Annotated in this window: 27 protein-coding genes and 1 pseudogene; 18 read left to right on the top strand and 10 right to left on the bottom strand. The window is 65.8% G+C overall.

Annotated features, from left to right (window positions below):
- Window positions 1-1,047 precede the first annotated feature (1,047 nt).
- Window positions 1,048-1,971, top strand: a complete 924-nt coding sequence (locus OIE13_RS32830; RefSeq protein WP_326829186.1) for an NAD(P)H-binding protein — start codon at window positions 1,048-1,050, stop codon at window positions 1,969-1,971.
- Between the two features lie 133 nt (window positions 1,972-2,104).
- Here OIE13_RS32830 and OIE13_RS32825 read toward each other — a convergent pair whose 3' ends face one another.
- The 4 genes from OIE13_RS32825 to OIE13_RS32810 all read right to left on the bottom strand — a co-directional run bounded on the left by OIE13_RS32825 (window position 2,105) and on the right by OIE13_RS32810 (window position 3,800).
- Complete coding sequence (locus tag OIE13_RS32825; RefSeq protein WP_326645716.1) at window positions 2,105-2,515, bottom strand: VOC family protein; 411 nt, start codon at window positions 2,513-2,515, stop codon at window positions 2,105-2,107.
- 81 nt (window positions 2,516-2,596) lie between these two features.
- The gene (locus OIE13_RS32820) at window positions 2,597-2,956 is read right to left on the bottom strand and encodes a helix-turn-helix domain-containing protein (protein WP_442811727.1); all 360 of its coding nucleotides are present in this window, start codon (window positions 2,954-2,956) and stop codon (window positions 2,597-2,599) included.
- 200 nt (window positions 2,957-3,156) lie between these two features.
- Complete coding sequence (locus OIE13_RS32815; RefSeq protein WP_326645718.1) at window positions 3,157-3,564, bottom strand: PIN domain-containing protein; 408 nt, start codon at window positions 3,562-3,564, stop codon at window positions 3,157-3,159.
- Entirely contained in the window at window positions 3,549-3,800 is a 252-nt protein-coding gene (locus OIE13_RS32810; RefSeq protein WP_326645720.1) for a type II toxin-antitoxin system Phd/YefM family antitoxin, read from the bottom strand. Before OIE13_RS32810 ends, OIE13_RS32815 begins: the two co-directional genes overlap by 16 nt.
- Before the next feature lie 394 nt (window positions 3,801-4,194).
- On the opposite strand from OIE13_RS32810, the gene OIE13_RS32805 reads away from it, so the two are divergent.
- Both OIE13_RS32805 and OIE13_RS32800 read left to right on the top strand, forming a co-directional pair.
- Window positions 4,195-4,419, top strand: a complete 225-nt coding sequence (locus tag OIE13_RS32805; RefSeq protein ID WP_326645721.1) for a type II toxin-antitoxin system VapB family antitoxin — start codon at window positions 4,195-4,197, stop codon at window positions 4,417-4,419.
- A complete protein-coding gene (locus OIE13_RS32800) occupies window positions 4,416-4,817 on the top strand; it encodes a PIN domain nuclease (RefSeq protein ID WP_326645723.1) in 402 nt (133 codons plus the stop codon). Before OIE13_RS32805 ends, OIE13_RS32800 begins: the two co-directional genes overlap by 4 nt.
- 177 nt (window positions 4,818-4,994) lie before the next feature.
- Here the strand turns inward: OIE13_RS32800 and OIE13_RS32795 are convergent, their stop codons facing one another.
- From OIE13_RS32795 to OIE13_RS32780, 4 genes are all read right to left on the bottom strand, one after another.
- On the bottom strand, window positions 4,995-5,195 hold the full coding sequence (locus OIE13_RS32795) for a hypothetical protein (protein WP_326645725.1): 201 nt from the start codon (window positions 5,193-5,195) through the stop codon (window positions 4,995-4,997).
- A 181-nt stretch (window positions 5,196-5,376) separates the two neighbouring features.
- Window positions 5,377-7,461 carry a prolyl oligopeptidase family serine peptidase gene (locus OIE13_RS32790; RefSeq protein ID WP_326829185.1) on the bottom strand — a complete coding sequence of 695 codons (2,085 nt, stop codon included), beginning with the start codon at window positions 7,459-7,461 and terminating at the stop codon, window positions 5,377-5,379.
- Between the two features lie 583 nt (window positions 7,462-8,044).
- Window positions 8,045-8,518 (bottom strand): hypothetical protein, encoded by a 474-nt coding sequence (locus tag OIE13_RS32785; protein ID WP_326645729.1) that lies wholly within the window; start codon window positions 8,516-8,518, stop codon window positions 8,045-8,047.
- Between the two features lie 112 nt (window positions 8,519-8,630).
- Window positions 8,631-9,542: a helix-turn-helix transcriptional regulator gene (locus OIE13_RS32780; protein WP_326645730.1), complete on the bottom strand. Its 912-nt coding sequence runs from the start codon at window positions 9,540-9,542 to the stop codon at window positions 8,631-8,633.
- A 206-nt stretch (window positions 9,543-9,748) separates the two neighbouring features.
- Here OIE13_RS32780 and OIE13_RS32775 point away from each other — a divergent pair, with 206 nt between their 5' ends.
- Complete coding sequence (locus OIE13_RS32775) at window positions 9,749-9,907, top strand: hypothetical protein (protein WP_326645732.1); 159 nt, start codon at window positions 9,749-9,751, stop codon at window positions 9,905-9,907.
- 64 nt (window positions 9,908-9,971) lie between these two features.
- A pseudogene (locus OIE13_RS32770) lies at window positions 9,972-10,244 on the top strand (class I SAM-dependent methyltransferase); the annotation flags it as partial.
- A 123-nt stretch (window positions 10,245-10,367) separates the two neighbouring features.
- On the opposite strand, the gene OIE13_RS32765 reads toward OIE13_RS32770, so the two are convergent.
- A complete protein-coding gene (locus OIE13_RS32765; protein WP_326647135.1) occupies window positions 10,368-10,658 on the bottom strand; it encodes a hypothetical protein in 291 nt (96 codons plus the stop codon).
- 222 nt (window positions 10,659-10,880) lie between these two features.
- Between OIE13_RS32765 and OIE13_RS32760 the strand changes: the two genes are divergently transcribed.
- The 10 genes from OIE13_RS32760 (at window position 10,881) to OIE13_RS32715 (ending at window position 17,949) form a co-directional block, all read left to right on the top strand.
- On the top strand, window positions 10,881-11,243 hold the full coding sequence (locus OIE13_RS32760; protein ID WP_326645734.1) for an antibiotic biosynthesis monooxygenase family protein: 363 nt from the start codon (window positions 10,881-10,883) through the stop codon (window positions 11,241-11,243).
- A gap of 115 nt (window positions 11,244-11,358) precedes the next feature.
- Window positions 11,359-12,006, top strand: a complete 648-nt coding sequence (locus tag OIE13_RS32755) for a DsbA family oxidoreductase (protein WP_326645737.1) — start codon at window positions 11,359-11,361, stop codon at window positions 12,004-12,006.
- Window positions 12,007-12,426: 420 nt separating this feature from the next.
- Complete coding sequence (locus OIE13_RS32750) at window positions 12,427-12,858, top strand: IS110 family transposase (RefSeq protein ID WP_326645739.1); 432 nt, start codon at window positions 12,427-12,429, stop codon at window positions 12,856-12,858.
- Window positions 12,765-13,700 carry an IS110 family transposase gene (locus OIE13_RS32745; RefSeq protein WP_326830326.1) on the top strand — a complete coding sequence of 312 codons (936 nt, stop codon included), beginning with the start codon at window positions 12,765-12,767 and terminating at the stop codon, window positions 13,698-13,700. Before OIE13_RS32750 ends, OIE13_RS32745 begins: the two co-directional genes overlap by 94 nt.
- A gap of 673 nt (window positions 13,701-14,373) precedes the next feature.
- On the top strand, window positions 14,374-14,526 hold the full coding sequence (locus OIE13_RS32740) for a hypothetical protein (protein WP_326645741.1): 153 nt from the start codon (window positions 14,374-14,376) through the stop codon (window positions 14,524-14,526).
- 30 nt (window positions 14,527-14,556) lie between these two features.
- Window positions 14,557-15,813: a formamidase gene (gene fmdA, locus OIE13_RS32735; protein WP_326829184.1), complete on the top strand. Its 1,257-nt coding sequence runs from the start codon at window positions 14,557-14,559 to the stop codon at window positions 15,811-15,813.
- Window positions 15,814-16,341: 528 nt separating this feature from the next.
- Window positions 16,342-16,767, top strand: a complete 426-nt coding sequence (locus OIE13_RS32730) for a hypothetical protein (protein ID WP_326645745.1) — start codon at window positions 16,342-16,344, stop codon at window positions 16,765-16,767.
- A 157-nt stretch (window positions 16,768-16,924) separates the two neighbouring features.
- Window positions 16,925-17,515 (top strand): M48 family metalloprotease, encoded by a 591-nt coding sequence (locus tag OIE13_RS32725; RefSeq protein ID WP_326645747.1) that lies wholly within the window; start codon window positions 16,925-16,927, stop codon window positions 17,513-17,515.
- An 18-nt stretch (window positions 17,516-17,533) separates the two neighbouring features.
- Window positions 17,534-17,713 (top strand): hypothetical protein, encoded by a 180-nt coding sequence (locus OIE13_RS32720; protein WP_326645749.1) that lies wholly within the window; start codon window positions 17,534-17,536, stop codon window positions 17,711-17,713.
- A 56-nt stretch (window positions 17,714-17,769) separates the two neighbouring features.
- The gene (locus tag OIE13_RS32715; RefSeq protein ID WP_326645751.1) at window positions 17,770-17,949 is read left to right on the top strand and encodes a hypothetical protein; all 180 of its coding nucleotides are present in this window, start codon (window positions 17,770-17,772) and stop codon (window positions 17,947-17,949) included.
- A gap of 74 nt (window positions 17,950-18,023) precedes the next feature.
- On the opposite strand, the gene OIE13_RS32710 is transcribed toward OIE13_RS32715, so the two are convergent.
- Window positions 18,024-18,284, bottom strand: a complete 261-nt coding sequence (locus OIE13_RS32710) for a transposase (RefSeq protein WP_326645753.1) — start codon at window positions 18,282-18,284, stop codon at window positions 18,024-18,026.
- Between the two features lie 161 nt (window positions 18,285-18,445).
- On the opposite strand from OIE13_RS32710, the gene yhhA reads away from it, so the two are divergent.
- Genes yhhA through OIE13_RS32700 form a run of 3 tightly spaced genes read left to right on the top strand, consistent with a single transcriptional unit; the run spans window position 18,446 to window position 21,901 of the window.
- Entirely contained in the window at window positions 18,446-18,667 is a 222-nt protein-coding gene (gene yhhA / locus OIE13_RS36885) for a YhhA family cyclophane-containing RiPP (protein WP_442811681.1), read from the top strand.
- Between the two features lie 49 nt (window positions 18,668-18,716).
- Window positions 18,717-20,876 (top strand): cyclophane-forming radical SAM/SPASM peptide maturase YhhB, encoded by a 2,160-nt coding sequence (gene yhhB, locus OIE13_RS32705; RefSeq protein WP_326829183.1) that lies wholly within the window; start codon window positions 18,717-18,719, stop codon window positions 20,874-20,876.
- A complete protein-coding gene (locus tag OIE13_RS32700; protein WP_326645756.1) occupies window positions 20,873-21,901 on the top strand; it encodes a hypothetical protein in 1,029 nt (342 codons plus the stop codon). The genes yhhB and OIE13_RS32700 overlap by 4 nt, the downstream gene beginning before the upstream one ends.
- The last annotated feature ends 53 nt before the right edge of the window (window positions 21,902-21,954 follow it).

Here is a 21,954-nt window from a genome sequence, read left to right as displayed (position 1 = left end):
CAGGTCGCGTCCGCGCAGGTGATGTACGAGTGTTTGAGATCGATACCTGCGTCGCGCCTGGCTGATCGCCGTTGAAAAGCGCGGCGTAGTACGTGGGGAAAAGCGCAGCGAGGGCGGTGGAGTGGTTGGGGGCCGTTCACCGGTAGCGCATCGTGCGGGGTGGAAGATCAAAAGCGCAGCGAGGGCGGCGGAGTGGTTGGGGGCCGTTCACCGGTAGCGCATCGTGCGGGGTGGAAGATCAAAAGCGCAGCGAGGGCGGCGGAGTGGTTGGGGGCCGCTCACCGGTAACGCATCGTGCGGGGTGGTGGCGGGCGTTGGTCGGGTGTGGGTGGCAGAGGGCGGGCCGGTGGAGCTCCGGGAGGGGGCAAAGCGGGTCATGGCGGGTGTGGAGGCGGGGCCGTGGTGGTGACGATCGGGGATTTTCCATGATCTGGGTGAGTTGGCACGCTGGGGGCGTGCGGATTCACCCAGATCATGGAAAGCGCCACTCCCGCCCCCTCGGGTGGGCCGCCTTTCGTGGCGGAAGGCCCGATTCGTCCCCGCACCCGGCCGAGGGCGACCCCTGACCGGACACCCCGCGGACCTTCCGACCCCGCACGGCGAGAGCCCCGCACGAGGCGGCGGCGAGGAGCGGCCCCGAACCCTTCCACACCGCGGCGGACCCGTACCGATGGGCGGTCTGGGACCACTCCACGGTCCTCGGCGCGCTTTTGACCTTCGACCCCGCACGACGCGACACCAACGAGTGGCCCTGAACCACTCCACCACCCTCGCCACGCTTTCCCCACGGACGACGCCGCGCTTTTCAAGCGTGACCGGCTTACCGGATTCGGACGCTCGTACACCACATCCGTGGACGCGCCCCCTGTCCACCCTCCTCGACCTGCGAGAGCCCGGCCAGGCACGGCCAAGCCTGCGCGAATCCCTCGACGTCATCCGCGGCGGCCTCGCCCGGCAGTCGCGACATGGAGCGGACCGGAACCACCCTGACCAGGAGGGATACGGCTGGAACAGCGTGGGTAGCAGATCGTCGATACCGGTGAGGAGATGATGATGTCCGATGAGCGACCGATTCTGGTGACCGGCGCCGCGGGGAGCGTCGGAGCGGTCGGCCGGGCCGTGGTCGGGATTCTGCGGCAACGTGACCTACCCGTTCGTGCGCTTGTCCATCGCGAGGACGACCGGGCGGAGGCGCTACGCGCCACGGGCGCCGAGGTAGTGGCCGGCGATCTCACCCGCGGCGCGGACGTCGTCCGTGCGATGGCCGGCTGCCGCCGCGTGTATTTCAGCATGAGCGTGTCCACCTCGTACCTGGAGGCGGCGGCCACCGCGGCGGCCGCCGCTCGCGAGCAGGGGGACCTGGAGGTGTTCATCAACATGTCGCAGATGACCGTCTCCCAGATGAGCCTCACGAGTACCACGGAATCACGTCAACAGCGGCTGCACTGGCTCGCCGAGCAGGTCCTCGACTGGTCCGGCCTGCCCGGGGTGCAGGTACGGCCGACCGTTTTCATGGAGAACCCGCTCTTCACGACCTTCGCCGTTTCCTCGATCGCCAAGGACGGCACCATACGGCTGCCCTTCGGCTCCGGCCGTACCTCACCGGTCGCGTCCCGTGACGTCGCCGAAGTGATCGCGACGATCCTCGTGGCCCCCTCCCCGCATATCGGGAAGGTCTACGAACTCACCGGGCCGCGATCCCAGGACCTGACCGGCATGGCGGCGGAGTACTCCGAGGCGCTGGGCCGATCCGTCACTTACGTCGATGTGCCCTATCGACAATGGGTCGACCAGGAACTGAGCACTCTCGGGCTGCCCCAGCACGTCTTCGAGCACCTCGCCGGCATGGCGCGCCTCCACTCGGAAGGACGCTACGACCGCGTGACGCATGACATCGAGAAGATCATAGGAAGGCCGGCATCGAGCGTGCGGGATTTCGTCACGGCTCATCCCGCACTCTTCCAGGGGTGAGGCGTTGCCGTCACCAGAGATCAAAAAAGCCCCGGCCATACTCCTTCCCTTCTGGCGGGCCCATCTCTTTCACGGCACCGTTACCGTCGCCGCGATCCGGTTCCGGCTCCGCTCGTAACCCGTGGGACAGTCCTCAGGCACTCGGCTGGGTGAAGCGGATGTGGTTGCCGAAGGGGTCGCGGAGGGCGCAGTCGATTCCGTACGGGCGATCGGTGGGTTCCTCGGTGAACTCGACACCCCGGCCCAGCAGCGTCTCGTACGTCTTGCGGCAGTCGTCCGTGCTGAAGATGAGCTGGCCACCCATCGCGCCCTTGGTCACCAGCTCGCGGACCTGCTGCGCCGTCTCCTTGGACATCATCGGACCGCCCGGCTCCTCCAGCAGGATCTGGCGCTCAGGGCTGCTGGGGATACCGACGGTCAGCCAGCGCATGGAGCCCATGTCGACGTCGGCGCAGACCTCCAGGCCAAGCTTGCCGACGTAGAAGTCGAGGGCCTCACCCTGGTCGAGGACGTATATCTGCGAGTGCGTGATGGCGTTGAACATGTGCATCACGCTACCGGGCAAGCCGGACGAAAACTTATCCAAAACTGCTCAGTCGACGGACGGTACGGGTAGTGCGGACGGTCAGGCGCTCGGCCGCATCCACGCCATCGTGAAGCACGTCGGTACGTTCGTGGCCGCCGTTTCCTTGCGGTACGTCCTCGGCGACCGGCCGACGATGTCGCGGAACGTGCGGCTGAAGGTTCCCGGGCTGCCGAAGCCGACTTCGAAGCAGATGTCCGTCACACTGCGGTCGGTCTCCCGTAGCAGGTACATCGCACGCTCGACCCGGCGGCGCTGCAGGTAGCGGTGCGGCGTCTCGCCGAACGTGGCCCGGAAGGTACGCGTGAAGTGCGCCTCCGACACATGGGCGATCCGGGCCAGGGCCGGAACGTCCAGCGGCTGCGCGTAGGCGCGGTCCATCGCATCCCGTGCCCGGAGCATGCGGCGGTTGGTCTCTTCTACGGCGCGGCTCACAGCGCCATCACACCACGGTTCTCCGCCGTCCGTGGCAGGTCCGGTGACCGATCCGCTCCGCCCTCTCCCAGCGCAAGGTGGTGCACCACCTCCGTGGACGCAACCCGCATGCGATGAACAGAGCGAGAGCGGACGGTCGACGTTGCCGTCAGGGTTGCCGTCAGTGCTCAGCGGGGAACGACTTGTGCCCGCACACCGGGTAGATCGTCAAACGCGGCAGACGAGTCCATCGTGATCACGGTTCTCGCGGTGGCCGCGGCCGTCGCGGCGATCAGCAGATCGTATGCGCCCCGCGTCTTTCCCTCTCGTCGCGCATGTGCCATCAGACGAGCGTGGACCCTGGCGACGTCCGTGGTGTACTCCTCGACCGGGATCAACGCGAGGGCCTCATCCACAAAGGCCTGCCGGCCGGGGCGGCGTGCCGCGTCCGCCATTTCCACACCGACGAGCAGCTCGGCCACGGTGATCGCGGCAATCGCCACATCGTCGGCGTCTCCGATCACCGTGTCCACCGAGGCCCTACCTCGCACCGCGGCGATCAGCACGCCGGTGTCCAGGATCAGGCGTCGGGCCACGTCTCCCTCATCTCGTCGTCGACCGCATCCCGGGCTGCCGCGACGTCGGCCTCGAAATCGGCGTCCAGCGTTCTCGCGCTTCTGGTCAGGAAGGCCTTGACCATACGCCCTGGCGCCGTGGGCGCGGGGCCGATAACCGCGATTCGCCTACCCCCACGAGTGACCATGATTGTCTCCCCTCGCTCGGCCTCGTCCAGAACGGCCGCGAAGCTCCGAGACGCCTCGGTGGCAGTCATCACCTTCATGAAATCAGATTATCTGATTCCGCTTGCTCTTGGAGTAACCGATTCCTGACGGGAATCCGCAACGGAGAAATCTGACCAGACGCCGGGTGCCACGAGACCGGTACCGGCTGGAAAACCGCCCGGTCACGCGAGAGCACAAGCCCTCGCTACGACCGCGAGTGGCTGCCCCCGCCGAGGCGAACGACCACAACGTCGGTACTTGCGCCGTGAGTCAGCCGGAAGCCTGCGCCTGTCAGCATCACGTTGGCCACCCCCGGCAACCGACGGCTCCCGTCCTCATGGCAAAACCTGATCCTCGTCTTCGCGCGTTCAGGTTGCGAACAGCGTCTCTGGATCAACACCGCTGATATACTAATCTTAATTCGTATATACAGGCGGGGGCATCATGACCAAGACCCTGATCGACCTCGATGACGAGGCCCTGGCCGAGGCCGCGAAGTTGCTCGGCACCTCGTCCAAGAAAGACACGGTCAACGCCGCCCTGCGAGAGATCGTTGATCGACGCAGGCGGGCAGCGGCCGTGGCTCGCATGCGGGAGATGGTGGCTGAGGGTGAGATCGACTTCTCAGCCATCGATAAGGGTGACAGCACACACCAGGTCGTGGCGTGACAGAGCTCTATCTCATAGATACCAGCGCCTTGGTCCGCTTCTACCGTGGCCAGGTCGGGACAGAATGGGACCAGACGGTCTCTGCCGGGCTCGTCGGCATCTGTGAGCCTGTTAGGCAGGAGTATCTCCGAGCTGTCGGCGGCCGACCAGCCTTCTACGAAGCCGGCAATCTGCTCCAGGAGACCTTCCCGTACTACGTCATCCCCGAATCGGCCTGGGACGAGACGAGCGAGTTGCAACGCGATCTCGCTGACAAGGGGTGGCACCAGAGCGCCTCCCCGGTCGATCTCCTCATGGCGGTAACGGCTCGGCATCACAAGCTCACCGTGCTGCATGCCGACGCTGACTTCGACACCATCTCCCGCCTGACCGGACAGCCGTCGCGCTGGATCAGTTGACAATCTTCAGGGGATCTCGGGTACGTCCCGTTCCGGCCGAGGCGGACCGGCCCGGAAAGAGCGCACGCTTTATATGACGTCACCTACCGCGCGGGCGCCTTTCTTGGCGCCCGCGCGGTAGGTCGTCAACGGCACGGCGGTCCTGGACCGGGGAAGGGATGGGGCCGCCGTGCCTGCTCAGAAGCGGCCGGTCCCGGCGAGCGCCCAGCGTTGGATGATCGCGGTCATCTCGGCCTCGCGCATCTGGACCTTCAGGCCATCGATGGTGCGGTCACAGATGATCAGTGGCTCTGGGGTGGACCAGGTGGCGATGGCATGGAAGAGCCGACTGCCGGTGCCGTACAGCACGGCCCAGCCCGGCCAGGTGATCTCCAGCATGGCGGCCTGCTCCTGCGCCTCCCCGGCCGCAGTCTCCGTGACGACAACCGCCTGGGCGTTGGCCTCCTTGGCGATGGCCTCCTGTCGGTCGGTCTCGGCCCGGAGGGCCTCCAGGCTGTCGGCGTCGACGGTGCGCTCGGCCCCGGCGTGGAAGGCGGCCGGGGAGGGGACTGTACCGTTCTCAGTGTGGTTCTGCGGCGGTCTCGTGAAGACGCATGGTTGTTTTCTTCGGTGACAGACCCGTGTGTTTTCCGGCGAAGGCCAGGATGTCCACGGTCAGGGCGCGTTCTTTGCTCGCGGGAGAGGCGGCGTGGGCGGTGTCGGGTTCTCGGCGCATAAGGATCGGCCGGTCACTGCTGGTGGCGTGTTGAAGGGCCGCGCACATTTTGGTGACGTGGGCCTCTCCGGTCTGCAGATCGGTTACCGCGCCGGTGAGGAGGAATGCGGGATAGCGGGCTCCGGGCGTGATGTTGTGGTAAGGGGAGTATGTGAGGAGCCATTGGAGTTGTTCGGGTTGGGAGGCGGTACCGAATTCGTCGGTCCATGTGCATCCCAGGCCGAAGTGTTCGTAGCGCACCATGTCACATAGCGGGCCTTCGGCGATGACCGCGGCATACAGGTCTGGTCGCTGTGTGGCGGCGGCGGTGACCAGTAGCCCGCCGGCGGATTGGCCAAAGATCGCCAGTTGGTCGCGGGTGGTTCGACCGGTGTCGATGAGCCAGGTCGCGGCGTCGTTGAAGTCGCTGATCGCGCGGTGTTTGTGTGGTCCGCGGCCGGCGTCGTGCCAGCGTTGGCCTTCTTCGCCGCCTCCGCGTACACAGGCGACCGCGTAGGTGCCGCCGGCGCCGACCCATGCGGCTGCCATGGGGAAGAACCATGAGCGCATCGGCATGCCGAAGCTGCCGTAGCCGTAGAGGAGGGTGGGGCGGGGGCCCTGATGTTCTTCAGCCGGGGTGAACAGGAGCAGCGTGATCTCGGTGCCGTCGCCGGCGTGATAACGCACGCTGCGGCTGCGGATTTCTGGAGTATGTCCGGCTATTGTGGCGCCGGTTTCTTGTTCCGTCTTCCCGCTGGTGGCGTCGTGGCGATAGATGGTGGGGGGTGTGGTCGCGTCGCAGTAGCTGAACCATGCGTGATGCCCGTGTGGGATGTTCGTGCGCAGGGATGACACGACGCCCGCGCCGGGAAGGGGCAGACCGGTGAGCGGCCGGCCACTGGCCAGGTCGTGCAGTGTCAGGGTGGAGGTGCCGTGGCGGGCGCGTGCCACCAACAGGAGGGGCCGCGGAAGTGCAGGACCGTCCAGGACCAGACACTCGTCCAAGGGGGCTTGGGGATCTTCGGCTAACAGCGCGCGCCATGCTGCTGGGTCGGTATCGTGCCGGTGCGCCGTACAGATGCGGCCACACGGGGCCTGGTAGTCGGTGACCAGCAGCAGATCGTTGTCCGCGAGGAAGCGCGGGAGAACACGGGCGCGTATGGTGCGCCCGTCCACGATCTTGACGAAATGCGGGGCTTCCGGATCGGTGAGCTCGGCCACGTACACATCGTTGTATGAGGCGGGCCCGGCCATCGCAGTGATCGCCAGACAACGGCCGTCGGCGCTGACCGTGAGCCCGTAATAGTGGTCTGGGGCATCATCGCCGCCGAACACCACCGCGTCGGTCCGCCAGGGCGAACCGATCCGATGCAACCTCACCCGCCGCTGCAAACGCATGTCGCCGGGGGCCAGTTCCTCATCGGGAACACGGCTGACGTAGTAGAACGCATCCCCTCCCGGCAGCCAGGCAAGCGAGGTGTTACGGGCGCGTGGCAACGGCCCGTCCACCACCTCTCCGGTACGCACGTCCAGCACCATGATGTCGCTGCCGGGCTGCTCGGCGACCTCCATTTGGACGGCCACACGTTCGCCCTCACGCGATGGCCACCAGGCATACAGCCCGGTACGACCGGACGGATCGATCGCTACCGGATCGACCAGCACCCGCCTGTTCCCCGCAGGGTCAACGACGAGCAGGCGCCGTTGCTCGTCCCCACGGAGCTGCTCGGCAAGGAACATGACCGAACCACGCACCATCGGAGGTTCCGACACGCCAAAGGATGACACCTGATCCAGCAAAGACGCCCACGACTGCTTCTCACGCCATCCGGCGCGATACGCGCGGAAGAGATGATCCTGGGCCGCGGCCCAGTCCCGCACGCGCGCATCATTGCCGTCTTCCAACCACCGGTAGGGGTCGGAAACCGGGGTTCCGAACAGATCCTCCACCGCATCGCTACGCCAAACGGCAGGGTAAAACAATCGCGTCACAAACGCCCCCCGATGCATTGCCCCGCCTGCAATTAGGTCGAGGCACTGCGGCCTTACGCACCGCAGCACCTCGGCTCATTCAGCTACGACTCGCCGCGAAGAATGTCCGCCTGCCAGCCGCGTACGCCTCCAAGGCGGGTAGTCGGAGTGGAATCACGATACGGTAGGTATCCATTCATGTCAGCCTCCCGAATTCGTCGATTCGCCCGGAATGAGCGATTACGGCGACAAGTATCCCCGCGCCTGGGATCAATAAACACAGGCGCCGCCCTCGACGGTGAGCGCCAATCCTCCTGGATCCTCGATACATGCGGACCGGAGAGCCGGCCAGCCATATCGGCTATCCTCCTGCTAAAATTTCGTGCAAGAGAAGAAGGCATACTGGAACGCCACGCTAGATCGATCTAGCACAACAGTAATTCGGAGCCTTTCGAGATAGATCCCAGGGCTTACGGAATTCTCAAGACGGCGTTGACCTTCGGCCACCTCGATCCCGCGGCGCCGGCGATGGAGGCTCGAAGCGGTCCGAGACTCCGCGGCGTCAACACCAACCCCTGCCGCCGGTCATGGAAGAGGTCACGTCTACGTCGTAGTCGTCGCTGTACTCCTCGCCTTCCTCCTTCACGACCCACACAGAGAAGCCAACATCTCTACCACCAACGGACTTGACAAAGCAGCTCACCCCTTCGCCATCCTCCCCCGGAGGGGGTTTCCAGCCCTCCATGATCGCGGCGTCTCGATAGAAGGACAGCACATCGGCTACCGGGCCTGAAGAGCGATAGGACTGCACGACGTTCACTAGCCGGCCGTCACTGTGGCAACCGGAGCTGCGTCCCCCCTGGGGCGTCGCGGTCACCGGATGAGCATCGAGAATGCTGAGCGTGGCCAAGGAAGCGGCGAGCCGGTCATCCTCAGCGGTACACCCATCGGGAAGCATCAGGAAAGCGACAAGAGCAACCAAAGCAGCACCGCCCCCTACACAGACGACAAGCACCGCAATCGTCGAGCGCTTCATAGTCGGGAGCCTAAGTCCCTGCTTACTCACTGAGCCAGAGGAATGATCGATCAAGGGCTGTCCCCATGGTCAGCCGGGGTCGATACCGACCGGCCGCAGGCTAAAGATCAAGTTAGTCCTCGGGGTTCTGGCCGCGTGTTCCTGCTGTCGGGTTGTTGTTCCGTTGGTCGTCGGCGTTCCAGCTGGCCAGGAGGCGGATCGCGTCGGCTTCGGGGGTGCCGGGCTGGGGGGTGTAGACACTGATGATCTGGCTGGAGACGGCGTCGATGCGGAGGGTCTCGTAGGGCAGTGTGATCTCGCCGATGAGCGGGTGCCGGAAGGTCTTGGTTCCGGCTCGGGGGGTTCGTACGTCGTTGGTCGCCCAGCGCGTCCGGAATTCTGTGCTGCGGGTGGCGAGTTGTCCGATCAGTTCGGTCAGGTCGGGGTCGTCGGGGTGGAGACCGGCCTCGATGCGCAGCGTCGCCACGGTGTCGGCTGTGATCCGGTCCCACTCGGGGAACAGGTCCCGGGCCCTGGGCTCGTCGAGGAACAGGAAGCGGGCGCTGTTCGGCCGTCCGGGCAGGTCGTACACGGGGGCGAGGAGCGCGCGCCCGAGTGCGTTGGCCGCGAGGATGTCGAACCGGCCGTTGAAGACCACTGCGGGTAGGTGGTCCATCGAGTCCAGAAGCACCCGGATTCCGGGGTTGACCAGGTCCTTCGCCGCGCCGCGGCGCCGCTTGCGGGCCGCGGGGGTCAGAGCGGCGAGCAGCCGGTCGAGGTGGGCGCGTTCGTCGTCGTCCAGACGCAGGACGTCGGCGACGGCATCGACGACTCCGGCGGAGGGCCCGGTTGCCTGGCCGCGTTCGAGCCGCACGTAGTACTCCGGGCTGACCCCGGCGAGCAGCGCGACCTCTTCCCTGCGCAGGCCTTTCACCCTTCGGCGGGTGCCCTGCGCAGGAAGGCCGGCGTCGGTGGGGGTGACCCGGGCGCGGCGGGTGGTGAGGAACTCGCGGACCGCCGCCCGCGCGGCCTCCTTCTCGTCCATGAGATCAAGGATAGGCCCGGCCCACGTCCCGTAAGGGGTCCCTGTGAGTACCCCTTTTCGCAGTGCCTGTCGAGATGTGGTGAACCGATGTTGGCTGGGTGTCGGCGAGATCGAGATCGCCGCCCCGGGTGCCGCGGACGCGGGCCCTGGCCGCTTTCTTCTGATGCGCCTTCCTTCGACGTTCCCGATGAGAAACGAGTTCTCTGATGCAGCACGCCATGCTGGGGAGCCTGCGGGTTTCCCGGATCGGCCTGGGTGCCATGTCCATGGCCGGCACCCTCCTTTCCGGCGGCGGCCTGGACGACGCTGAATCCATCCGCGCGATCCATCGCGCGCTCGACCTCGGCGTCACCCATCATCCGTGAGTTCGCCAAGGCGCCGACCGTTGTCGCATCGGTGATACCGAGCGGCAAAGCTCTCGCCCGGCAGATGACAGCACCGGTTCCGTCCATGGGACAACCGGTCGTCGTGGAACTCGGCTCCGGCACCGGTGCGTTCAGCCGGACGATTCAAGACCGACTCGACGGGCGTGGGCGGCATATCGCCCTCGACGTCAACGAGCGTTTCACCGCCCTGCTGACCGAACGCTTCCCCGGCCTCGACGCGGTCACGGCGGATGCCCGTGACGTCTCCGCCATCCTCGCCGAGCGCGGCCTCGGTCAGGCCGATGCCATCGTCAGCGGCCTGCCGTGGGCGTCGTTTCGGCACGAACGACAGCGTGAACTGCTCGACGCCGTCGTGGACGCCTTGTCGCCACAGGGTGCCTTCACGACCTTCGCCTATGTCCACGCCCGCCGGTTCATCCCGGCTCGCCGGCTCCGCCGGTCATTGGCGGATCGGTTCGAGGAAGTCGTCCTCGGGCGGACCGTGTGGGCGAATCTGCCGCCGGCCCTGGTGTATCACTGCCGTCGTCCCCGGCCACGACAGCGAGACCACCAGGCGGCCGGCGTACCAGGCCACGTCATGCCGGCAGATCGATCCGGTGCCGGAGATGCCAGCCCCGCGATCAGCACTGCTGGTGACGGTGTGTAGTACCTCCGGGAAGCCGGTCAGGCGTCCACACCAGCCGGTGTCGAGGATCTTCCATTTGACCAGGTGCGCGAGGTTGCGTTCCACGGCCGCTCGGAGCCGGTTTTCGGATCTTGGTCGATTGCTGTTTCCCGCCCTTGTTGTCGTCGCCGCTTACCCACCAACGAACCGATTTTCCGAACCGGGCGGAGTAAACGCCCTGCTTAGGCGCCCGCTGGCATCACTTGACCTCAAGTTAAGTCTAGGTTGCATGATTCATATCAGGGCGTCGGCCCTCATCTCACATCGCCGCATGAGGGAGAACGCATTGTGAGCGCGGAGACCGGTTTCTACTCGATCATCGACTACACCGTTGACGGCGCCGGTACCCAGCGTGAGCTCGTGGACGCCTTCGCTGAGATCCAGGAGCGATGGGTGCGTTTCTACCCCGGTTACCGGTCGGCCCGCTTCCACGTGAGCACCGACGGCACCCGGGTTTACAACGTCGTGCACTGGGCGAGCGAGGCGGACTACCGCAACTTCGTGGAGACGTCTGACACCGAGGGCCGGATGGTCGCCATCCAAAAGGCTCTGGAGGGACTTTCCGGCGAGGCCGAGGCCCGCATGAGCGGAGTGCCCACCTACACCGTCGTCCGCGAGGTCGGTCCGGGGCCGCAGACAACCGGTTCCTGATCCGACTGACCCGGTCCTCCCTCTGTCCGGGCGCGAACGCCTCGCTATCGATGGACCGGCTCCGTGTCCCCGGCCACGTCCAGCGGCCGGTCCGTCATATGCCGAAAAGGAAGTCATGAAGGTTGAAATCTACGCTGACGTGCTGTGCCCGTGGTGCTTCATCGGGAAGAGACGTATTGCAACCGCTCTGGCACAGGTCGCCGACCGCGATCGGCTGGAGATCGTCTGGCGCAGTTACGAACTCGCCCCGGAGGAAGGCCGACTCCCCGGCCCGACGGCCGCCGAGGCGATGAAGGGGTGGTGGGGCGACCAGGCGCCCGCCAGGATCGCCCGCATCCAGGCGATTGGTGCCGCGGAAGGCCTGGAACTCAACCTGCACGCCGCCCGGCCGGTGAACACCTTCGACGCCCATCGGCTGTGCCACCTGGCCGTCGAGCACGGTCTGGCCGACGAGGTGATGGAGCGTCTGCTTCGCGCCTACCACACCGAGGGACTCAACATCGCCGACCCGCAGACACTGGAGCGCCTGGGGGTCGAGGCCGGGTTGGACACCACCGAGGTGCGCACCACCCTGGCCGGTGACGCCTACGCCCAGGACGTCAGGGCCGATGAACACCGCGCCGCCGAGCAGGGCGTCATCGGTGTCCCTTCGATAGTGATCGACGGAAGCCCCCCCGTCTCGGGTGTCCAGTCGCCTGCCGAGCTCCGGCGGCTACTGGAGGACGCCTTAGCCGCGTCACATGCCGTACCAAGGCACGCGTAGCCCAGATCAACCGGGAAGTGCCCCTAATGGGGTGAATCGAACCCCGGCCTCCTTCATTACGAGTTAGAAGCACGACCGTCCAGGACCGTCCACGATCGTCTTCCGGGCCTGCTCGGGCGGGCTTCACGAGGTCCCTCAGTCCACGATCGTCCATGGACGTTCATGAACGTCCAGCGCTGTTGTTAGTCCTCGATATCCCTGGCGGGATGCCCGTTCCGGGGTGAAAATCGGGGTGGTTGCTCGCCGACGTCGTAGGTGCTTGGTCTGGTTAAGGCCGTTTGTTAGTCGGACGCCGGGAGCCGCGCCGTGGGCCCTTCACCGTGCTTTGAGCACGCGGATTAGATTCGCTTCGTCCTTGCGGCTCTTGCGGGCAGCTCGTGCAGGGTGCTCGCAAGCGGTGACGACGGCAGGAGAGGCGGCATGCTGGAGGAAGCCAGGGACCACGAGGAGATCATCGAGCGGGTCGCGGCGCTGGACATCGGGAAGGCCTTCCTGGTCTGCTGCGCGCGGGTGCCGGACGAGGACCGGCCGGGGCGGCGCCTGCAGGAGGTGCAGACGTATGCGACGATGACCGGCGCGCTGCTGCAGATGGCCGATCACCTGCACGCCCTGGGCGTGACCCGGGTCGTGATGGAGGCCACCAGCGATTATTGGAAGCCGATCTTCTACCTGCTGGAGGCGGCCGGGTTCGAGACCTGGCTGGTCAATGCCCGTGACGTCAAGTCAAGCACCTGCCCGGTCGTCCCAAGACCGACCGGCTGGATGCGGTCTGGCTGGCCAAGGTCGCCGAACGGCAGATGCTACGCGCCAGCCTCGTCCCCCCGCCGCAGATCCGCCGGCTTCGGGACCTGACCCGGTATCGGATCGACCTGATCGGTGCACGGACCGCCGAAAAACAGCGGGCGGAAAAGCTGCTGGAGGACGCGCAGATCAAGCTGTCGGTGGTGGCCTCGGACATCTTCGGGGCCTCCGGGCGGGCGATGATGGCCGCCCTGATCGCCGGAGAACGCAATCCGGCGGTGCTGGCGCAGCTGGCCCGCACCAGCCTGCGCAAGAAGATTCCCCTGCTGCAGGAGGCGTTCACCGGCCACTTCACCGATCACCACGCCTTTTTACTGGGCAAGATGCTGGGCCGAGTCGATGCGATCAGCACCGACATCGCCGAGGTCGACGCCAAGATCACCGAACTCCTCGCCCCCTTCGCCTCGGCGGCGGCGCGATTGGATGAGATTCCCGGTATCGGCCCCACCGCGGCCGCGGTGATCCTCGCCGAGATCGGCACCGATATGAGCCGCTTTCCCACCCCAGGGCATCTGGCCTCCTGGGCGCGGTTCGCCCCTGGGGTCAAGGAGTCGGCCGGACGCAAGAAGGGCCACGCCGGGACCGGCCACGGCAACCCCTACCTGGCCCGCATCCTGGGCGAGGCAGCGGTGATCGCGGGCAGGACCAGCACCTTCCCCGGCGAACGCTACCGGCGCATCGCCCGCCGACGCGGCAAGAAACGCGCGATCGTCGTGGTCGGCCGCTCCCTGCTCACCATCATCTGGCACCTGCTGTCCGACCCCGACGCCCACTTCATCGACCTGGGCGCCGACTACTACACCAACCGCATCGGCCCGGAACGCAAAAAGCGCAACCACATCCACCAGCTCGAAGCCCTCGGCTACCGGGTCATCCTCCAACCCGCCGCCTGACCGCCCGGGCCGACCACCAACCCCACGCGCCACCGTACGCCGGGGTTCGCTGCCGCCTGCCCGGTTACTGTCCGATTTTCGGATTAGCATCCGCGTTAGCAAGATCGACGTTTGCGTCTCCCCCGCTTCCGAATTGGTCACCGAACCGCGTGCAGGATATCCATCGCCTGCAGCGCATCCGTGACGACATAGTGGTTCTTCGATCTTGAGGGGGATGTTCACCCTCAAGATCGAAGAGCCCCATAGCTACCCACCTCATGAGGAGCGTCTGAGCCTGAGGCGCCCGCTCCGGGAGAGCACAGTCGGCAAAAAACCACATGGTTTACGTATTGCAAACAAAGGAATATTTCCTCTTATTTCCGCTTATGAACTAAGCGATCTACCTTATTGTGCGAGCAAGTTGACGAAAGCAAGATGCATTACATTGCATTCATACGTTAAATTGCGGATACATCCGACTCTGAGACCATTTCCCGAGATCGCGTCGGCGGAGAGGGTCACGACCGGGAAAAACCATTTCGGATTCGCTCGAAGGGCGCGCGCTATGGCGGTATATGTCTATCGGTGCCCGTGCTGCTCTGAAATTGAGATCACCTTTCCGATCGGCACCGCACCCGCTTCGGTGCCGTGCCCAGACTGCGGCGCGGCCTCGGTTCGGGCGTTCTCAGCGCCGATGCTCGCGCGTACTCCGGCCGCCATGTCCACCCGGTTGCAGCGCGCGGAGCGCAGCGCCTTCGAGCCCGAAGTCGTCACGTCCCTGCCGCGGCGCCGTACCGGAGGCGCGGCGGTCGCCCATCCCGCTACCAGCCGCCTGCCGCGGCCGTGACCGTCTCGCAGCGCCGAAAGGAATCCAGCCGTGCCAGAGTTGATTTTCCCGCTCGACTCGAAGAGGAAGTTCACCGACCAGGTCAAGATCGGTCACAACCGTTGGCACCCCGCGATCCCGCCTGTGGCATGGGTCAAACCCGGCGACAGCTTCCGGGTCCACTGCCGGGAGTGGTTCGACGGTGCGATCCACAACGACGACTCCGCCGAGGACATCCGTGACGCCCCGTTGACGACGGTGCACGCGCTCAGCGGCCCGTTCGCGGTCGAGGGGGCCGAGCCGGGCGACCTGCTGGTCGTGGACATCCTCGACCTGGGGCCCATCCTCCAGGAGGACAGCGGCCCGCTGGCCGGTCAGGGCTGGGGTTACACCGGGATCTTCCCCACCAAGAACGGCGGGGGGTTCCTCACCGAGCAGTTCCCCGACGCCTACAAGGCGATCTGGGACTTCTCCGGCCAGACTGCCACATCACGTCATATCCCAGCGGTGTCGTTCACCGGCATCACCCACCCCGGGCTCATGGGCACCGCGCCGTCGGCGGCGCTGCTGTCGAAATGGAACGCGCGGGAATCGGCGCTGATAGCCACGGCCCCGCAGAGAGTGCCGCCGCTGGCCCTGCCTCCCGAGCCCCGGGACGCCGTCCTCGGCTCTGTCTCCCCATCCGAGTTCGACCGGATCGCGGCCGAGGCGGCCCGCACCGCGCCGCCGCGAGAGAACGGCGGCAACCAGGACATCAAGAACCTCACCCGGGGCTCCCGCGTGTTCTACCCGGTGTACGTACCCGGCGCGAACCTGTCGGTCGGCGACCTGCACTTCTCGCAGGGCGACGGCGAGATCACCTTTTGCGGTGCCATCGAGATGGGCGGCTTCATCGACCTGCGGGTCGAGGTCATCAAGGATGGTATGCAAACGTACCGCGTCGGCGAGAACGCCATCTTCATGCCGGGCCGCACCGGCCCTCAGTACAGCGAGTGGCTCGCCTTCTCCGGGGTGTCCGTCACCCTGGACGGCGAGCAGCGCTATCTTGACTCGCAGCTGGCCTACCAGCGTGCCTGCCTGCACGCGATCGACTACCTGACGGCGTTCGGCTACAGCCCCGAGCAGGCATATCTGCTGCTCGGCGCCGCGCCGATCGAGGGCCGGCTGTCGGGGGTGGTGGACATCCCCAACTCCTGCGCCACCGTCTACCTGCCAACCGCGATCTTCGACTTCGATGTCCGTCCCGGCGCGTCCGGTCCGCTCCGCGTGCCACAGGGCACCAGCGCACCGCACGCCGGCTTCGACTGAGAACCGCTGCCCGCCCTGTTGGCCCTCAGGACGTAGGAGCAGGCATTCATACAGCTCAACGGCTCAGGTAACCGCGGACGCGTGGGAGCCGCGGGAACACCGGGAGTGCGGCCATCTCCGCAACGGTTTCTTCCGATCCCCACGCCCTGGAGAGCGCGTCGTGGGAGCTGCTGTTCTGGGCAAAACTCCTGTTACCGGTCGTCCTGGCCGGCCTCGTCCTGCGCATGTCGCGCTGGGCCACGCTCACGGCCGTCTCAGCGGTTGGCGCCGTACTCGCGCTCGGGCTGTTCAGGGCGATTTTCCTGCCCGGCACCCACCCGTGCTGCCCTGGTCCCTGATCGTCTGCTACCCGGTGGCCACGGTGTCACTGGCCCTGGCGGCCCGGTCACCGCTGTCACGGACGGAGCATGGAGGCGATCTCTGGACACTCGCCGTCGCCGCCGCGGCGTGGACGGCGATGACCTGGCGCCTGCCGGCTGTGACCGATGACGTTCTGGCCCCCGGCCTCCGCAGGGAACCATGCTCTGGGTGGCGGCCACCGTAGCGGCCTCGTGGACGGTCGGTCGACTCGCTCTCCCAGGTGGTGAGTTCACCTCCTTCGGCTGGTTCGCCTATACACCGCCTGTGGAACTGCTGTGGAAACAACCCGGGGCCTGGGCCTGCAAGGCCGATGTGGACGGCGTGCTGATCGTGCTCATCGCCTTGACCGCGGCGGCCGGCGGCGTCATCGCGAGCCGGGCGCGGCGCCGTATCGCCCTGGGGACCGGTGCGCTCCTCGTCCTCGCCACCTTCGAGGGGTTCGTGGCGGCTCTCATCGTCGTGGGCGGCGAACACTTCTCGGACGCGACCATGATGATCCGATGGCACCTACTGGCCGCGGCGGCGCTCGTCATCGCGACCACTTTCCGAGATCGAACACCATCGACCGCCCCTGAACCGCCTCACCCGCTATAGAGAGAGAACGGCGAAGACTCCTTAATTACAGGTCGGCAGGCTCGCACACTGAGTGGGCGGTAGATGCGTCGTGTAAAGCAGTGTTGCTGAACGTCATTCAGCGTGACTGGTCGACGGCAGCGGCTCGTATGCTGATCTTTCGTCGTAGGCGGAGACAATGGACACAGACACAGATGATCGGCTGCACATTCTGGTGCGCGCTCTCACAGCGCGCGCAGATCTTGATCCCCGCCTGCCCGTCGCCGTCGGGGACCTGCATGTGACGGCGACGATCGACGTCAGGTGGGCCTGGCCTCGCCCAGCCGCGACACTCGTGGTCGACAGAACTACAGCCGAACAGTGGCCCCAGGATGCGCTGGCCGGTCTGGTCGCCCACCAACTCGGGTACATCGCGCTGGGATACATCCGTTTCGACGTGTACGTCTTATATGCCGCCCGGCACATTCTGCCGGTAGTGGCCGCAGTGATAGGCGTGTGGGGAATCATCGAGTTTGCGATGCTGCCGATGATGCTCATCGTCGGGGCCGGCCTGCTGTTGGCCAAGCAGGCCGTGCTATGGATCTTGCGTCACCGGGTGTACGCGGCCGATCGGTTCGCGGTTGATCTGATTGGCGCCGCCCCGGTGCGGGCCATGCTGTGTCTGCAAAATGAGGGCAGGGGAGCACGAAATGCCATCCGCCAGCATTGGGCACCGCGGACTCATCCCACGATTGAGCAGCGTCTGCGCGCCCGGGCGGTCCGCTCATAATGGCAATCCCCTGAAACCGTGGAAACTTTCTATTCGGCCGGCATGTCCGGCGCCCAAGCCGACGACGCGGGCCTGGCCTCAAGGGTGTTCAACACCACCCAGCAGACCGGCATGGCCGTCGGCGTCGCAGTGCTGTCCACTCTGGCCGCCTCAAAGCACGTCACATACGCAACAACCCCCGCCTCGCCCTGCTCGTGAACGGGCCGGACATCTGGTCGTTCGCCGTCGCCGAGGGCGATGCGGAGGTGTCAGAGGTGACGACTGAGCCCGGAGACGCGATCGGCCAGGAACTGCTGGCCCTCACCCCGGGCTTCGAGGACCCGGCACAGGAGGCGGCGTTCCTCAGGCAGGCGGTGCGGGAACGACGCCTGGTGATCAGGCTGCGGGTGTCACGTCTGTACGGCACCGCCCTGGACATCCCCACCGAGAACTGACTGGCCACTCAGCGCCGTGTGAGCTTCCCCCCGTCGCCTCTTTCACCCACAAGACCACCGAGCGCTTGAGCACATCACGCTCCATCTGCGCGTTCCTTGACCCACTCGGCCCGCTGGCGACGCAGCTGCGCCAGTTCCTCGCGCTCGGACCCACTCAGATCCCCGGTCGCGCTTTGCTCGCGAGCCAGCCGGTCCATCTGTATCCAGTTGGCCAGCGTGCCCGCGTTGATCCCCAGGTCCTTGGCGACCGCGGCGATCGATTTTCCGGTCTCGCGCACGATACGCACCGCACCCGCCCGAAACTCCGGATCGAAACTACGTCTGGTCTCTCCCATGACCCGACCCCCCTTAGGTCAGACCTCCACGGTACGAGGGGAGAGCCATAGCCCATCTCAAACACGCTTTTAGGATTTGCCCAAAACGGAATAAAGGTCTTAACTTTAGGGCGGTGGGGGTATGGGCTTCCGCGCCGCGTAATAGTCCGGCACCATGGTCGATGAGTCCGATTTCTCGGACCGTCGAAGATACGGACACGGAGGCTACCGTGGATGCCGACTCCGCCAGTTCCCTTGCCCAACAGGGGAGTCTCGTTGACGAACTGCGCGAGCATAGTCCCGACCACCCGGTCTTGGCGCGCGTTCATCGCCGACTAATCGACACCGAGGATCAGCAGATCACCAGCTATGACCGGATGCACCACCGGCACAACCGATCTTAGAAGATAGGTCGATGACGCCACTGTGGATGGTCCATTGATACAGAACACGTTGGTAGCGCAGACCAATCCGATTCAGTTCACGACTTTCCTGCTCAAGGTCGCGTCCCGGTGCAACATCAAGTGCGACTACTGTTACATGTACGAGCACCGCGATCAGAGTTGGCGGGAGCAACCGCACCTGATGAGCGCGGCCACGCGCCAACGGGTGGCCGATCGGCTCGCCGAGTACGCCGCTGCGACCGTCATGCAACGCATGCTGGTGATCTTTCATGGGGGCGAACCGCTGCTCGCGGGCGCCTCCACTCTCGCGGCGTTCGCCGACGACATCCGGTCACGGCTGCCAACCGCGACGAAGGTCGACTTCTCGTTGCAGACCAATGGTGTCCTGCTTGACGACGAAGCCTTAGATGCCCTTGCAAGGGCGGGCATCGGGGTGTCCCTGTCGTTGGATGGTCCGCGGCCGGCCAACGACCGCCATCGTCTCACCGCTGCTGGCGGTAGCACGTTTCCCGCGGCCTCCGACGCGCTCCGCCGTCTGGAGCGACGGCCCGACATTTTCACGGGCGTTATCGCCGTCATCGATCCCGCGGTGGCGCCCGAGGATGTGTTCGAGTTCTTCGCCTCGCGGGCCTTGCCGACACTTGATCTGCTGCTGCCGGACGCGAACCACCTGACGCCACCGCAGGGCCGTGACACCGAAACCAACCTCTACCGCGACTGGATCATCCGCGCGTTCGATCTGTGGTATGACCGGTACCCGCACCTGCCCCTCCGAACGTTTGACGGGCTCCTTGCGAAGCTGGCGGGCTTACCGGGAGGGACGGATGCCTTCGGCTTCGGTGACGTGAGTCTGCTGGCTATCGAGACCGATGGCGGCTATCACGACCTCGACGTCCTCAAGATCACAGAGGAGGGGCAGACCTCACTCGGCGCGGGCGTCACCGCCATGTCGATCGGCGAGGTGGCCGGTTCACCGAAACTGGCCGTTCACCGGCGACTGCTCACCGTGGATGGCCTGTGCGACACATGCCGGGCCTGTCCGGTCGTTGACATGTGCGGCGGCGGCTCGGTGCCGCACCGCTACTCCAGCAACGGCTTCGCAAACCCGACGGTGTACTGCCGGGAAATGCTCGCATTGATCGAACACGCTGAACACCGCATGCGCTCGACCATGGTCGAGGAACGCCATCGGCGGTTTGCCCGTGGCGCCGCTGACCACGTCGACCTGGACGCGTTCGAACAGGCGTCCACAGCTCGTGCAGTCGTGGACATGCTGGTCCAGGACTGGCGCCGAGCAGCCTTGACCGATCTGCGGGCGGTAGCCGCGCACATTCTTGCAAGCGGCGACGTCAGCCAGGCAGTGCTGCGTGCCGTTCAGGCCCTGGACGCGGCGTCGGATGACCTGCTGGGCCAGATCGTGATCCGCCCCAGTGTCGTGCTGTGGACCCGGCTTGGCGCCGACGAGCGGTTCGGCGCGTCGCTGCGTCGCCAAGACGGCACACCAGTGCGTTTCGACCCGACCTACGCCATCACAGTGGCGCAGATGCTGTATGAGCCGATGGATGCACCCGTACGGGTGCACCGCGACGACCCGTGGCTACGGCTGCCGTTTAGCGCACCGATCGAGTTCGCCGACGAGGCCGACGCGTCTCTCGGCCGGGAGCTCGTCGCCCAGGCTCTAACGCTGATCAGCCAGTTCGACACGGCGTTGGCTGCCGAGATCCGGCTGCTCAGCCCAGAAATCCAGTTTGTACGCGATACGTCCGCCCACCCAGACAAGGTCGTCTCGTTCAGCGACGATGTTGTGCCCGGGGCGCTCTACCTCGGCCTGGGCAGTCGCGCAGGCGCCGTCGACGTCTACGACTTGGCCGACAGCCTTATCCACGAACACCGCCACCAGAAGCTGTACCTGCTCGGCCGGCAGGCCGAACTGGTCGCCGTGGACCGACCGCTAGTCGCCTCGCCCTGGCGCGAGGAACCGCGCCCGCCCAGCGGCCTACTGCACGCGGCATGGGTGTTCGTGGAACTGCTGCGGTTCTGGCGCTACATCGACCAAAACGTCGGGCAGGAGGTCCGCGCACGCGCGACCGCTCAGATCGCCACGACCGAGCAGAGGCTGGCCCAGGCTTGGCAAACGCTCGCGACGGTTCAGCTCACCCCGGCCGGGCAGCACCTCGCCGCGCTGCTGCGGGAGCGGACCCGAGCGTGAACCCGCTGGCATGGTCCATCCCGGCTGGCCTACTCCCGGAGGAACCCGCGCTTCGCGACCACGTATTGACCCAGTACTTCGCCGAACGGGTCCCCAGCTCTGTTCTCGACAGCAATAGCGACGGCGGTTGGCGCGTCAGCCTCGGCGTCCCGCCTACCGCCGACTTCTACATTGATCCACGGCTTGCCCAGGGGCTGACGTGGTGGGGTTGTTCGGTCACGGACATCCCGTTCGCGCACCGGATGATGCAGGGCGTCTTCGTCAGTCTCTCCGATGCTTGGACGCTGCTGTCGGCCAGTCGATGGCTGGCTGGCCAAGCGTCCTTACCCAGTCACCTCACGATCATCCACCTCGACGACCACGACGACTTGATGTGCCCTCGGCTCGCCGCGTACAACAACCGGCTCGCTGACCTTCTCACCGGCCATCCGGTGGACCTACGCGACCCGTCCTCGGTCGAAGCCGCGATCAACAGCGGCGCCATAGGGATGGGCAGCTTCCTCGTCCCCCTACTACACACCCTGCCATTCATTGACATACGTCACCTATGCGACACGGACTATGCGCGGGAGCGGACCGACCGGTATTGGCTCGTTCGCGCCCACGAGCCAGACACCATCCTTGATCCCCGGGCGCGTCGGCCGTCAGTTCGCCTTGACCCGATCGTCGACCCGCTGGCCATTCCCGACCAGGCTGCTGGCACATACCAGGTACGACATGACGAAACAGCGCTGCTGGCCGATCTGGGCGAAGGGCCGATCCTGCTCCATGTCGATCTCGACTTCTTCAACAACCGGTTCGACGGGGATTCCGACTGGCTGGGCAATGTCCATCGCCATGATCCCAACAGAGATCAGGTAATGCGGCGAGTTGATCGGGTCGTGGACGCGCTGGCACCGCTTCGCCATAGAATCGTGGACGTGGCCATCGGAATCTCACCTGGGTTCTTCCCCGCTGAACTGTGGCAGCTGGTCTGCGGCACTCTCGTTGATCGACTTGCTAGCTCCGATCGACTTGAGCCGTAGACGCTCATGGCACCCGGTAAGCCAACCTCCGGCCGACAACCGCGCCGCGCGAC

The organism is Streptosporangium sp. NBC_01810 (assembly GCF_035917355.1).
GTDB lineage: Bacteria > Actinomycetota > Actinomycetes > Streptosporangiales > Streptosporangiaceae > Streptosporangium.
The sequence above is the reverse complement of the archived record's forward strand: the minus strand, read 5'-3'. Positions and strand labels throughout refer to the sequence as shown.